Annotated in this window: 11 protein-coding genes; 8 read left to right on the top strand and 3 right to left on the bottom strand. The window is 69.6% G+C overall.

All coding sequences use genetic code 11. The features are described 5' to 3' along the window. The first annotated feature begins 8 nt into the window (after window positions 1–8). The 3 genes from H587_RS0112075 to H587_RS19755 all read left to right on the top strand — a co-directional run bounded on the left by H587_RS0112075 (window position 9) and on the right by H587_RS19755 (window position 4894). Complete coding sequence (locus tag H587_RS0112075) at window positions 9–1478, top strand: RimK family protein (protein ID WP_027176493.1); 1470 nt, start codon at window positions 9–11, stop codon at window positions 1476–1478. Beyond that, window positions 1475–2713: a carboxylate-amine ligase gene (locus H587_RS0112070; protein ID WP_027176492.1), complete on the top strand. Its 1239-nt coding sequence runs from the start codon at window positions 1475–1477 to the stop codon at window positions 2711–2713. Before H587_RS0112075 ends, H587_RS0112070 begins: the two co-directional genes overlap by 4 nt. 138 nt (window positions 2714–2851) lie before the next feature. Continuing rightward, window positions 2852–4894: a PAS domain S-box protein gene (locus H587_RS19755; protein ID WP_051202745.1), complete on the top strand. Its 2043-nt coding sequence runs from the start codon at window positions 2852–2854 to the stop codon at window positions 4892–4894. Here the strand turns inward: H587_RS19755 and H587_RS0112060 are convergent. From H587_RS0112060 to H587_RS0112050, 3 genes are read right to left on the bottom strand one after another with little or no spacing between them, the layout of a single operon-like run. Further along, on the bottom strand, window positions 4891–6126 hold the full coding sequence (locus H587_RS0112060; protein ID WP_027176491.1) for an ABC transporter permease: 1236 nt from the start codon (window positions 6124–6126) through the stop codon (window positions 4891–4893). The two genes, H587_RS19755 and H587_RS0112060, sit on opposite strands and share 4 nt — an antisense overlap. Then, complete coding sequence (locus H587_RS0112055) at window positions 6123–6782, bottom strand: ABC transporter ATP-binding protein (protein ID WP_051202756.1); 660 nt, start codon at window positions 6780–6782, stop codon at window positions 6123–6125. The genes H587_RS0112060 and H587_RS0112055 overlap by 4 nt, the downstream gene beginning before the upstream one ends. A gap of 50 nt (window positions 6783–6832) precedes the next feature. Next, on the bottom strand, window positions 6833–7915 hold the full coding sequence (locus tag H587_RS0112050) for an efflux RND transporter periplasmic adaptor subunit (protein ID WP_027176489.1): 1083 nt from the start codon (window positions 7913–7915) through the stop codon (window positions 6833–6835). A gap of 154 nt (window positions 7916–8069) precedes the next feature. On the opposite strand from H587_RS0112050, the gene H587_RS18430 reads away from it, so the two are divergent. The 5 genes from H587_RS18430 to H587_RS0112025 all read left to right on the top strand — a co-directional run. Continuing rightward, window positions 8070–8642, top strand: a complete 573-nt coding sequence (locus H587_RS18430; protein WP_051202743.1) for a TPM domain-containing protein — start codon at window positions 8070–8072, stop codon at window positions 8640–8642. Further along, the gene (gene rnhA, locus H587_RS0112040) at window positions 8639–9118 is read left to right on the top strand and encodes a ribonuclease HI (protein WP_027176488.1); all 480 of its coding nucleotides are present in this window, start codon (window positions 8639–8641) and stop codon (window positions 9116–9118) included. The genes H587_RS18430 and rnhA overlap by 4 nt, the downstream gene beginning before the upstream one ends. Continuing rightward, entirely contained in the window at window positions 9112–9957 is an 846-nt protein-coding gene (locus H587_RS0112035) for a class I SAM-dependent rRNA methyltransferase (RefSeq protein ID WP_051202741.1), read from the top strand. The genes rnhA and H587_RS0112035 overlap by 7 nt, the downstream gene beginning before the upstream one ends. Window positions 9958–9959: 2 nt before the next feature. Further along, window positions 9960–11612, top strand: a complete 1653-nt coding sequence (locus H587_RS0112030; RefSeq protein ID WP_034609327.1) for a glycosyltransferase — start codon at window positions 9960–9962, stop codon at window positions 11610–11612. A gap of 144 nt (window positions 11613–11756) precedes the next feature. Next, the coding region (locus tag H587_RS0112025) for a HAMP domain-containing protein (RefSeq protein WP_027176485.1) at window positions 11757–12943 on the top strand (1187 nt) is incomplete at its 3' end.

Here is a 12943-nt window from a genome sequence, read left to right as displayed (position 1 = left end):
CGCACCGCTTGATCCTGACCGTCATCGAAAATCCTGAGGACTGTCCGCTCACGCTCTCGGGCATCGAGCCCGTGGCCGCGAGAACCTATCTTTCCGACGCCTCCTTCTCCTCGCTCAAGGGAGCCAAGGTCTTCAACTTCTGCCAGTCCTACCGCTACCAGAGCCTGGGCTACTACGTCTCGCTGCTGGCCGAGGCCCGCAAGCACAAGCCCGTGCCCAGCGTGACCACCATCCAGGATCTGAAGTCCATGGGCATCATCAGCCTGGCCTCGGACGAACTGGACGAACTCATCGTCAAGCTCCTGGACGGCCGGGCCCTGCGCAAGTTCTCCCTGAACATCTACTTCGGCCGGACCCAGAAGAAGGGCCTGGAGCCCCTGGCCTCCCGGCTGTTCAAGTTCTTTCCCGCGCCGTTCCTGCGCGCGGACTTCAACCACTCCTGCGCCGACTGGTATCTCCAGAACGTCTCGCCCCTGTCCATGAAGGACATTCCCAAGAAGGAGCTGCCCTTCGCCTCGGAGGTGGCCTCGGAATACTTGGCGGGCAAGAAGCTGGTCATCCCCAAGCGTTCGCCCGCGCCCTACGACCTGGCCATTCTCCAGGATCCGGCCGAGAAGCGGCCGCCCTCGGACCAGAAGGCCCTCAAGCGCTTCGCCAAGGCCGCCGAGTCCCTGGGCATGGGCGTGGAGTTCATCACCCGCGACGACTCGCGGCGGCTCTCGGAGTTCGACGCCCTGTTCATCCGCGAGACCACCAACGTGGACCACCACACCTACCGCATGGCCCGCAAGGCGGCCGAAGAGGGGCTGGTGGTCATCGACGACCCCGAATCCATCCTGCGCTGCTCGAACAAAGTTTTCCTGGCCGAGCTGCTGGGCCGTCACAAGGTCGCCACCCCCCGGACCATCATCGTGCATTCCAAGAACGTGGAGCAGGCGCTCCAGGACTTCGGCCTGCCCTGCATCCTCAAGCAGCCCGACAGCTCCTTCTCCCAGGGAGTGGTCATGGCCTGCGACCGCGAGGGCCTCATGGAGGGCGCCAAGGCCATGCTCAAACGCTCGGACCTGGTCATCGCCCAGGAGTACCTACCCTCGGACTACGACTGGCGCGTGGGCGTGCTCGACGGCCGCCCGCTCTTCGTCTGCAAGTACTGGATGGCCGGGGATCACTGGCAGATCGTGCGCACCGGCAAGGACGGCAGCGACGTCTACGGCAAGGCCGAGAGCCTGCCCGTGGGCAAGGCCCCCAAGGCCGTGATCCGCACCGCGCTCAAGGCCGCCGGACTCATCGGCGACGGCCTCTACGGCGTGGACCTGAAGATGGTCGACGGCCGGGTCTACGTCATGGAAGTGAACGACAACCCCAACATCGACAACGGCGTCGAGGACGAAATCTTGGGCGAGGAACTGTACCTGCGGCTCATGGAGGTCTTCCTGCGCCGCGTCGAGAACAAGAAGGCCCTGGGGGGCTCCCTGTGAGCGCGCCGCTGCATCTCTTCCAGGGCTACGGCGTGGAGCTGGAGTACATGATCGTGGACGCCCGGACCCTGGACGTCTACCCGGCCGCGGACCGGCTCCTGGAAGCCGCCGCCGGACACCTGACCTCGGACGTGGAGTTCGGGGACACGGCCTGGTCCAACGAACTCGTCCTGCACGTCATCGAGTTCAAGACCAACGGCCCGGCCCCCAGCCTGGAAGGGCTCTCGGAACGCTTCGCCGCCGACGTGGCCCGGGCCAACGGCCTGCTGGCGCCCATCGGCGGCCAGCTCATGCCCGGCGGGGCCCATCCCTGGATGGACCCGAACCGGGAGACCGAACTCTGGCCCCACGAGTACAACGCGGTCTACGCGGCCTTCAACCGCATCTTCAACTGCCAGGGCCACGGCTGGGCCAACCTCCAGAGCATGCACCTGAACCTGCCCTTCTCCGGCGACGAGGAGTTCGGCAGGCTGCACGCGGCCATCCGCCTCATCCTGCCCATTCTCCCCGCGCTCTCCGCCAGCACGCCGATCCTGGACGGCAGCCCCACCGGCCTGGCCGACAGCCGCATGGAGGCCTACCGCCACAACTCCGAACGCATCCCCCAGGTGGCGGGGCTGGTGGTGCCCGAACGGGCCTTCACCCGTCGGGAGTACGAGAAGCGCATCCTCAAGCCCATGTTCAAGGCCATCCGCCCCCATGACAAGGAGGGCGTCCTGCGCCACGAGTGGCTCAACGCCCGGGGAGCCATCGCCCGCTTCGAGCGCGACGCCGTCGAGATCCGCGTCCTGGACACCCAGGAGTGCCCGGCCGCGGACCTGGCCGTGGCCGCCCTGGCCGTGGCCGCCATCCGCGCCGTGGCCGCCGAGACCTGGCAGGACTGGGCCGACCAGAAGAAATGGGAGGCCGAGCCCCTGGCCCGAATCCTGGAGAACGTCATCCGCGGCGGCCATCAGGCGGTCATCGACGACCCGGCCTACCTGCACGCCCTGGGCCTGACCAACCGCCGCTCCTGCAAGGCCTCGGAGATCTGGCTGTTCATGGCCAAGAACGCCCTGCCCACCGACGGCTTCGACCCGGCCTGGCGCAAACCCCTGGAACTCCTGCTGACCAAGGGCACGCTCTCGTCCCGCCTGCTGGCGCGCCTGAACGGCGATCCGCGCCGCGAACGTCTGCGGGAGGTCTACGCCGAACTCTGCGCCTGCCTGGCGGAAAACCGGCCCTTCGAATCCTGAGTGGGGAGCGTTCCAGACCCTTCGGCTTTTCGAAAAAACCCGCAAATCCGTATAATTGACGGTCTCCTCCCTTTCTGTCACAACAAAAGGGCGTCCCGGGTTCCGCCCAAGCGGCCGGAACCGGGGGAAGGACACCGCATGCCGCCAGCCTCTCCACACCCTCCAGCTCCCTCCCGGACCGCCCGGCGGCTGACCTTTTTTTTCATCCTCTCTCTGCTGGCCGTGCTGGCCGCTTTCGGCGTGGCCATCCGCGTGTCCCTGGACAACGCCTACCGCGAGGCCGAACTGGAGACCGCCTATTCGGCCAAGGTTCTCCAGCAGCACCTGCACCGCACCCTGGAGACCGTGGACCTGAGCCTGCTGCACGCCGCGGACCGCGTACGCGGCGAGGACTGGAACACGCTCAGGTCATCCGAGGAAAGCTGGCGCATCCTCTCCGATCTGGCCGCTCGCCTGCCCCAGGTGCGCTCCATCTGGCTGGTCGACGCCCGGGGCCGGATGCTCCTCTACAGCGCCCAATTCCCGGCCCCGGACCTGAACGTGGCCCAGCAGGAATACTTCTCCCGGGCCGTGGCCCTGGACGGGGGCCACGTCATCGGCCCGCTGCTGCCCGGCCGCTTCACCGGGCGCCCCTTCTTCACCGTGAGCCGCCCGGTGCGCGACCGCCGGGGCAGGCTCCTGGGCGTGGCCGTGGCCGCGCTGGAGCCCTCCTACCTGGCCGAGTTCCACGCCCGCGCCAACCTGGGCAGCGGAGCCGTGGCCCTGCTCTCCTCCGACGGCGTGATCCTCTCCCGTTATCCCTTCATCCCGGAGGTCTTGGGGCGCAAGGCCCCCCATCCGGCCCTGCTGGAGGCCCTGGCCCAGAAGCGCATCGAGGGCACCCTGGTCATGGACGGCGGTCCGCTGCCCGGCAAGGTGGTGGCCTCCTTCCTGCGCCTGGCCGGGGAGCCGCTGGTGGTGGTGGCCAACAAGCCCGTGTCCGAGATCCGGGCGGGCTTCCTACGCGGCCTGCCGCTCATGGCCGGGCCCCTGTTCCTGAGCCTGGTCTTCATGACCGCGCTCTTCTTCGTGCATCTGCGCAAGGCCCGCGAGGAGGACCGGAGCCGAGCGGCCCTGGCCGAGAGCGAGGCCCGCTTCCGCCTGGTCACGGAACACGCCGGGGAGATCATCAGCCTGCATGACGCCTCGGGCCGGGTGGTCTTCATGAGTCCGTCCTGCATCCGGGTCATGGGCTATCCGCCGGAGGTCCTGGCCGAGTCTCCGCCCGAGGAGTTCATCCATCCCCCGGACCGCGAGCTGGTCCGGGACGCCCTGGCCCGCCCGGTCTTCCAGGAAAAGCGTCACGCCAAGGCCGCCTTCCGCGTGCAGCACGCCGACGGCCGGATCATCTGGCTGGAGGTGGGGCTCTCCCCGGTGCTGGACGAGCGCGGCGAAGTGTTCCAGGCCATCGCCATCGGCCGGGACGTGACCGCCCGCCGCGAGCTGGAGGAGCTCAAGGAGCACGTGGAGCACATCACCCGCCACGACCTGAAGACCCCGCTCATCTGCGCCCTCTCGGTGCCGCGCATCCTGCGCGGCCACGGCAATCTCCGGCCGGACCAGCTCCAGCTCCTGGATCATCTGGAGAAGACCAGCCGCAAGATGCTCGACATGATCAACCGCTCCCTGGATCTCTACAAGATGGAGGCTGGGATCTACGCCGTGCGGCCGGTGTCCGTGGACCTTCTGGGCCTGGTGCTGGGCGGGGTGGAGGAAATGCGCAACCTGGCCCGCGCCCGCTCCCTGGCGGTGGAGGTGCGGGTGGACGGCGAACCTCCGGAACTTGGCGACACGCTCCTGGTCCGGGGCGAGGATCTGCTCCTCCAGTCGCTGTTCCTGAACCTCCTGGCCAACGCCCTGGAAGCCGCGCCCGAAGGCGGGACCGTCGGCGTCGAACTCTCCCGCGAGGAACGCTTCGTCCGCCTCGCGGTGCAGAACATGGGCGCGGTGCCCGAGGCCGTGCGCGGCCGCTTCTTCGAGAAGTACTCGACCCACGGCAAGGAATTCGGCACGGGCCTGGGCACCTACGCGGTGCGGCTCATCGCCGAGGTCCACGGCGGATCGGTGGGCTTCGAAACAGACGAGGCGCGGGGCACCACGGTCTGGGTCCTGCTGCCCGCGCAGACCGACCCGGCGGCCTAGCCCCCGCCCCGCAGGGCCTCCACCGGATCGAGCGCGGCGGCCTGCCGCGCGGGCTTGAGCCCGAAGACCAACCCCACGACCAGCGAGCCGACCAGGGCCATGATGAAGACCTTCCAGGAGAACTGGATGGTCAGGATCTCCAGGCGGGTCAGGAGCTGGCCCAGGGAGAGCCCGAGGAAGAGCCCCAGGATGCCCCCGGCCAGGGTCAGGATCACGGCCTCGAAGAGAAACTGGGCCAGCACCGCCGAGGATCGCGCCCCCAGAGCCCGCTTGAGCCCGATCTCCGAGGACCGCTCCGTGACCGAGAGGGCGAACAGGTTGGCCAGCACGAAGCCGCCCACGGCCAGGGCCGCCACCGCCGTCACCCCCAGGAAGACCATCAGCCCGCCCTTGAGCATGGCCAGGAAGGCCAGCACCTCGTCGGCCGTGAGCACGGTGAAGTCGTCGTCGGCCTCCGGCGGCAGATGATGCAGTTCACGCAGCATGGCCTTCAGGGCCGCCACCTGGGACTCCATGCGCGTGGCGTCGCTGAACTTCACGCGCAGGCCCACGAAGAACTTGCGGTCCAGGTTGAAACGGTTGGTCAGCGTGGGCAGGGGCAGGATCACCCGATCATCCACCTCGCGGCCGCCGCCACCGCCGGAGAAGCCCCGGTAGGCCAGCTTGCCGACCACCAGCAGGGGCACGTTGTTCAGGAAGATGGTCCGGCCCACGGGGGACTCGTCGCCGAACAGGGTCCGGGCCGGCTTGTCGCCGAGGAGGCAGACCTTGGCCGCGCGCTCCACGTCCTCGGGGGTGAAGTCGCGGCCCTCGGCCAGGGGCCAGTTCCAGGCCTTGGTGTAGTCCTCCAGCGCGCCCACGGCCGCCAGCCCGGCGGCGGTCCGGCCCTCGTAGCGGGCGGTCACGTCGAACTTGGCCCGCATGGGCGTCACCAGATAGACCCCGGGCAGGGAGCGCCGGATGCTCCGGGCGTCCTCCGCGGTCAGGGTCAGGGTGCGTTCGCCCACGGCCCGTTTCTTGATGTTCCCGCCGAAGATCAGGGCCGCGTCCGGGCCGAACATGTCCACGATCTGGTAGGCCATGCGGTTGGCCCCGTCCACGGCCGTGACGATGAGGGTCAGGGCGGCGATGCCGAAGGCGACCGCGAGGGAGACGAAGAGGGTGCGCAGCCGGAAGGCCAGCACCGCGTCCAGGGCCATGCCCAGGGCCCGGGCCAGGGTTCCGGGGGTCATCCCCCGGCTCCGTCCCGGGGGTCTTCCCGGGCCTGGCCGTCGCGCAGACGCACCACGCGCCGGGCCGCGGCCGCCACCTCGTCGTCGTGGGTCACGAGGATGACCGTCTTGCCCGTGGCGTTGATCTCCCGGAAAAGGTCCATGATCCCGGCGCTGGTGGCCGAGTCGAGCTGCCCGGTCGGCTCGTCGGCCAGGAGCAGGTCCGGGTCGTTGAGCAGGGCCCGGGCCATGGCCACGCGCTGCTGCTGACCGCCGGAGAGCCTGCCCGGCCGGAAATCGGCCCGGTCGCCCAGGCCCACCCGTTCCAGCAGCTCGTGGGCCCGCTTGCGCAGGCGGCCCTGGGGCGCATGGGAGTACATGCCCGGCAGGAGCACGTTCTCCAGGGCCGTGGCGTAGGGGATCAGGTGGAAACTCTGGAAGACGAAGCCCAGGGTCGCGTTGCGCAGGTCCGAAAGCTCGTCGTCGGAAAGATGCGAGACGTCCCGGCCGTTCAGCAGGTAGCGCCCGGCGGTGGGCCGGTCCAGCAGGCCGATGATGGACAGCAGGGTGGACTTGCCCGAGCCCGAGGTGCCCTGGAGGGCCAGGAACTCCCCGGCCTCCACCATGAGGTCGATGTCCCGGAGCACGGTCACGGACGCGCCCTCGCCCCCGGGCATGGCGAAGGTCTTGCCGATCCCCTCGAGAAGGATGAGCGGCCCGGCCACCGTCAGCTCCCCTTCTGCTTCTTCTGGCCCGGCAGGACCACCTGCACCGCCACCTCCTGGCCCTCCTCGAGCCCGGAGAGAACCTCGGTGCGGTCCAGCCCGGCCAGCCCCAGCTCCACCTGGGCCTCGCGGGCCGCGCCCTCGGGCCCGGGGACGAACACGGCCTGGCGGCCGTCCACCCACTTGAGCGCCGCGTTGGGGATGGAGAGCACGCCCTTCTTCTCCTCCACGATGATCTTGCACTGGGTGGTCATCTCCGGCCGCAGCCTTCCGGCGTCGGCCCGGTCCACCTGGACCAGGGCGCGATAGTAGACGATGTTGTCCTTGATCTCCGGCTCGGGGTAGATGCGGTCGATGGTCCCGTGGAAGACCACGCCCGGATGGGCGTCCACGGTGAACTCCACGGGCAGGCCCCGGGCCGCGCGGCCCACGTCGGACTCGTCCACGTAGATCCACATTTCCAACAGGGTCGGGTCGAGCACCGTGACCAGGTTGGCCACCTGCATGCCGGCCACCACGGTCTCGCCCTCCTGGGAGGTGACCTGGCTGACCACGCCGTCGATGGTGCTGTAGACGTTGGTGTAGGAAAGCTGGACCTGGAGGGTGTCGATGGCGGCCTGGTTGGCGGCGGTCTCGAAACGGGCCACCTCGGCGGCCTGCACGGCCTGGTCCAGCACGCTCTGCGACTCGAGCTTCTTGCCCACCAGGGTGCGCTTGCGTTCCAGATCCTTGAGCGCGTAGTCCAGCTTGGCCTGGGACAGGCGGCGCTGGGCCTCGGCCTGGGCCAGCTTGGCCTTCAGCTCCCGACTGTCGATGACCGCCACCAGGTCGCCTTTCCTCACCTCGTCGCCCACGCGCACCGGCACCTTGGCCAGGATGCCCGTGACCCGCGAACCGATCTGGATCTGCGCGCCCACCTGGGGCTTGACGATTCCCGTGGCCTCCAGAACCTTGCGGACCTCGCCGCGCTCGACCTTGGCGGTCTTCAGGATGCGGATGCCTCCGTCCTTGCCCCGTGAGGTCCAGAACCAGACTCCGCCTCCGGCGAACAACAAGGCCAGGCCGATAATCAGCCATTTCTTCATCGTGTGCGTCCTCGGGGCGCATGCGCGCCCATCGGGGCATGTTATCGCAAAGCCCGCCCGGGAAAGCAACTCGCGCCGAGCCTCCGCCCCGCGAGCCGCTCCCATCTTGCCATGCGGCCCGACGCAAGGTAGCTTGCGCGGCGGAGGCACGGACATGTTTTTCCGCAAGGGAACCTCGACCGGCCCGCTGGTGCGGGGCCGCACACCCGTGGAGCGCTTCCTGCGCACCGTCGGGCTCTTCGTGGTCTTCCTCGGAGTGGCCCTGGCCTTCTGGCACAACACCGAGCGCCGGATGCGCGAGATCACGGCGGGCGGCGCGCTCAAGGACCCCGCCGGGCTGCTGTCCAAGGAGGACCGCTCCTTCGTCACCGGCTTCGCGGACAGCCTCAAGGACCGCTTCGGCGTCCAGGCCCGCGTGGAGATCGGCCCGGGGGCGGCCGACTTCACCGAGATCGACTCCAAAACGCTCTATTTCGGCATCGACCCGGAGGCCCGCGGGGTGGCCGCGGCCTTCCCCCCGCTCATGCGCCGGGCCCTGGGCGGCGAGCTGTCGGCCTACCTGGAGCGCGAGCATTTCGAACCCTACTGGGCGTCCGGGGACTGGCCCCAGGGACTGAAAACGGCCCTGGCCCTGATCTGGACCCGCCTGGACAACCTGGACCGCCCGGACGCCGGGCAGGCCGACGCGACCGCTCCGGAACCGGAGCGGGAAGGAAACCGACCATGAGCGCCGACGAGCGCGTGACCATCTTCACCGACGGCTCCTGTCTGGGCAATCCCGGCCCGGGCGGCTGGTGCGCCCTGCTGCGCCTGGGCGAGACGACCCGCGAGCTGTCCGGCGGCATGTCCGCCACCACCAACAACCGCATGGAGCTGCGCGCGGTCATCGAGGCCCTTTCGGCCCTCAAGCGCCGTTGCGCCGTGGATCTCTACACCGACTCCACCTACATCAAGGACGCCGTGACCAAGAACTGGCTGCAAGGCTGGCGGAAGAACGGCTGGAAGACCGCCGCCAAGAAGCCGGTGAAGAACCAGGATCTCTGGCGGGCCCTGATTCCCCTGCTCGCGGCCCACGAGGTCGCCTTCCACTGGGTGCGCGGCCACGCGGGCCATCCCGAGAACGAGCGCTGCGACCTCCTGGCCCGGACCCAGGCGGCCAAGCCCGGCCTGCCGCCGGACATCCCGGAGGCCGAACGGTGCTGATCGAGGTTCTCTGCTCCGAATGGGACCAGTACGAGCTGGTGGACTGCGGCGACCGGCGCAAGCTGGAGCGCTTCGGCGAGGTGCTCGTCGTGCGCGGCGAACCCCGGGCCTGGTGGCGGCCCCGCCTGCCCGAGTCCGCCTGGAACCGGGCCCAGGCCGTGCACGACGAGCGGGCCTGGACCTTCGCCCCGGACTGCCCCCGGGAATGGACCCTGGAGCTGGACGGCCTGCGCCTGCTGGCCCGCTTCACCGAGACCTCCAAGCACATCGGCGTGTTCCCCGAGCAGTGGCCGCACTGGCGGGCGATCCTGGAAAGCGGCGGCGAGGGCCGCCTGCTGAACCTCTTCGGCTACACCGGCGCGGCCAGCATGGTGGCGGCCAAGGCCGGTTTCGAGGTGACCCACGTGGACGCCTCCAAACCCGCCCTGACCTGGGCCCGCCGCAACCAGGAGCTGTCGGGCCTGCAGGACGCCCCCCTGCGCCTCATCCTGGACGACGCGGGCAAGTTCGTGGCCCGCGAACTGCGGCGCGGCAAACGCTACGAGGCCATCCTCCTGGACCCCCCCGCCTTCGGACGCGGCCCCAAGAAGGAGCTCTGGAAGGTCGAGCGCCAGGTTTCCGAACTCCTGGCACAGTGCCGGGAGCTGCTCTCCGAGCAGGCCCGTTTTCTCATCCTGACCATGTACAACACCGACGCCTCGGCGCTCATGCTCCGCAACCTCCTCTCCGACGCCCTGGAGGGCCTGGGGGGGACATTGGACGTGGGGGAGCTGGCCCTGCGCCAGACCGGCTCGGACAAGATCCTGCCGCGCTCCCTCTGGGGCCGCTGGACGGCCTGACCATGGAGCGGCCCCGGCTCTGCCTCGTGAACGCGCCCCGGGTCCTGGCCCGGGCCTTCGCGGACCTGGGCTGCGCCATCGTCGCCGACCTGACCCCGGACGGCGGCGACCTGGACGTCGTCGAGGCCCTGGGCGGCCAAGAGCCGGAGCTGCTGGTCCAGGTGGAGACCCTGGGTTCGCGCGTGCTCCTGCGCGGCCTGGGCGGACTCTCCTGCCGCAAGGTCTTCTGGGCCCTGGACCCGCACCTCAACGGCTACTGGCAGGCGGCCTACGGCAGGCTCTTCGACCTGGTCCTCTCCACCCAGACGAAGTGGGACGTCGACCTCTCCGCCCTGGGCCAGAAGGCCGTGCGCCACCTGCCGTTCTTCGGCGCGGAGCTGCCCTGGACGCCCTGGGAGCGCCGGAGCCGCGAGATCGCCTTCGTGGGCCGGGTCACGGCCCAACGCCCGGCCCGGCGCTGGCTCCTGGAATTCCTGGAGCGGCGCTACGGCCCGAGGCTCTCCGCCGCCTCGGACCTGACCTACCCGGAGATGATCGCCTTCTACCGCGACTCCCGCTTCGCGCCCAACGAGTCCATCACCGGCGAGGTCAACTTCCGGCTCTTCGAGGCCGCCTCGGCGGGCTGCCTCGTCCTGGGCCAGGACATCGGGCCGGAGCAGGACGCCCTGTTCGAGCCCGGCCGCGAGATCGAGGTCTGCGCCCACGTGGCCGAGCTGGCGGCCGTGCTGGACTCCCTGCTGAAGAACCCCAAGGCCGCCCGGACCAAGGCCCTGGCCGCCCGGGAGCGGGTGCTTCGGGAGCACCTGCCCGCGCATCGCGCCGCGCGGCTCCTGGAGCTGGCCGCCTCCTGCGGGGACAACGCCGCCCGAGGCCCGGAGGCCGACGCTTGGCTCGGGCTGGCCCTGTATCTGCTCTGGGAGGCCGGACGCCGCCCCATGCGGCCGGAATCCATGGCCGCGCTCCTGGACTCCCTGCCGCCCTGGCCGCCGATGCTGGCGGCCCGCCTGCGCTTCCTGGCCCAGGCCGGGGACCGCGGCGAGGAGGCCCTGGCCGCCCTGGCCGCCGTGCTGGCCGGGAACGTCCACGCGGGCGAGGCGGACGTGGATCTGGCCGGAAGCATGGCCGCCATGCGCCTGTCCCGCTTCGACTTGGCCCGGCAGTTCTGGTTCCGCCACCTCAAGACCCTGCCCCGCCCGGCCAAGGCCCTGCTCGAGCCGCCCGCCGACCCGGCGCACCTCTGCGCGCTCTGGGCCCGCGTCCCACGCCGGGGACTGCCTCCCTTGCGGGCGGGCTTTCCCTTCGACCTGGAACGCCACCTTCCGACCCGATCCGCCGAATGCCTCTTCCTGGCCCTGCGCCTGCGGCCGGGAGACATGGACCTCACCCGCGCCCTGGAAGCCCTGCTGGAACCCTGCCCGGGCCTGGAAACCATGCGTCTGGGGCTGCTCTCCGAGCTGACCCTGCGCGCGAGGACGGACTGGCGGCTGGGCCTGGCCGCCGGGCTGGCCGACCTGAAGTGTTTCCGCCTGGAGCCCGGGCTGGACGAGATCGCCCTGGCCCTGGAGAACGCCCGGAACCAGGGCCAGGAGGCCGCCTTCCGCCGCGCCCTGGAAGCCCGCGACCCTCGGGGCCTCGTCTCGCGTTCCCTGTTCTGACCGTTCACATCCAATCCTTCCCGGCGCTTCCACGCGGGGTTTGAGAATTTTTCGGAAATCCTTGCCCTGCCCATCCGGCGCGCTATGCTGGCCGTGAAAGCCCCGGCCCAGGCGCTGCGGAGGGGGCAACAAGCGGGAGGATCCATGAACAATCTCAAGCTGGCCGTGAAACTGGGAATCGGATTCGGGGCGCTCATCCTCATCGCCGCCATCCTCGGCGGCGTGGCCATCGTGAGCATGAAGGGCGTGGAGGGCGACTCCACCCGGCTGGCCCGGGAGTACGTGCCGGAAGTGGGCATGGCCAACAGCATCGAGCGGCACACCCTGCTCATGATGTACGCCGTGCGGGCGTATTCATACAGCGGCAACAAGAACTACCTGGAGGAGGCGGGCAAGGAGCAGGCCGAACTGGAGAAGTACCTGGCCCAGACCAAGGCCCACTCGGACGCGTTCCCCAAGCTGGTCAAGCTCAAGGAGGGCGCGGTCAAGGCCCAGGAGGCCTCCACCCAGTACAAGGCCCTCATGGCCGAAACAGCCCGGATCAACGAGGGCGTGGCCGCCAACCGCGAGGACATGAACCGCAACGCCCAAAGCTTCATGGACAACACCCGGCGTTTTCTGGAAAACATGGAGACGGCCCAGAAGAAGGAGCTGGCCGAGAACGCGGGGGTGGACAAGCACACCGAGCGCATCCAGAAGATCGCCTGGGTCAACGACATCATCGACCAAGGCAACGCGATCCGCGTGGCGGCCTGGAAGTCCCAGGCCATGAACGACCCCAAGCTCATGCAGGAGGCGGAGCCCCTTTTCCGCACCCTGGAGGAGTTGTTCGAACGGCTCCGGCCCATCGTGCGCCAGGAGGCCAACATCAAGCAGCTGGCCGCCACGCGCGAGGCGGCCATGGCGTACAAGAACAACGCCCAGACCCTGCTTGAAGCCATGTCCCGGCTCCAGGATCTGAACGTGAAGCGCCGCGATGCCGGACGCCAGATTCTGGCTGCGGCCCAGGACACCGCCACGGCGGGCATGACGCAGACCCAGGAAATCGCGGACCAGGCCGTGGCGAGCCTCTCGGCCGCCTCCGTGGTCCTGGTGGTCGGGCTGCTCCTGGCCGCGCTCGTCGGCGTCGTCCTGGCCTTCTTCCTCACCCGGGCCATCACGGGTCCGGTGACCAAGGGAGTGGCCTTCGCCCAGGCCATGAGCCACGGCGACTTCACCAGCAGCCTGGACATCGATCAGAAGGACGAGATCGGCGTGCTGGCCCGCTCGCTCAACGAGATGGCCGACCGCCTGCGCGAGGTGGTGGCCGACGTGCGCGGGGCCACGGACAA

The sequence above is a fragment of the Desulfovibrio aminophilus DSM 12254 genome (assembly GCF_000422565.1).
Taxonomy (GTDB): domain Bacteria; phylum Desulfobacterota; class Desulfovibrionia; order Desulfovibrionales; family Desulfovibrionaceae; genus Aminidesulfovibrio; species Aminidesulfovibrio aminophilus.
This window is presented reverse-complemented; position numbering and strand designations above follow the sequence as displayed.

Coding starts and splice junctions, on each gene's coding strand:
- H587_RS19755 (WP_051202745.1), top strand. CDS start 2,852: ATGCCGCCAGCCTCTCCACACCCTCCAGCTCCCTCCCGGACCGCCCGG.
- H587_RS0112060 (WP_027176491.1), bottom strand. CDS start 6,126: ATGACCCCCGGAACCCTGGCCCGGGCCCTGGGCATGGCCCTGGACGCG.
- H587_RS0112055 (WP_051202756.1), bottom strand. CDS start 6,782: ATGCCCGGGGGCGAGGGCGCGTCCGTGACCGTGCTCCGGGACATCGAC.
- H587_RS0112050 (WP_027176489.1), bottom strand. CDS start 7,915: ATGAAGAAATGGCTGATTATCGGCCTGGCCTTGTTGTTCGCCGGAGGC.
- H587_RS18430 (WP_051202743.1), top strand. CDS start 8,070: ATGTTTTTCCGCAAGGGAACCTCGACCGGCCCGCTGGTGCGGGGCCGC.
- rnhA (WP_027176488.1), top strand. CDS start 8,639: ATGAGCGCCGACGAGCGCGTGACCATCTTCACCGACGGCTCCTGTCTG.
- H587_RS0112030 (WP_034609327.1), top strand. CDS start 9,960: ATGGAGCGGCCCCGGCTCTGCCTCGTGAACGCGCCCCGGGTCCTGGCC.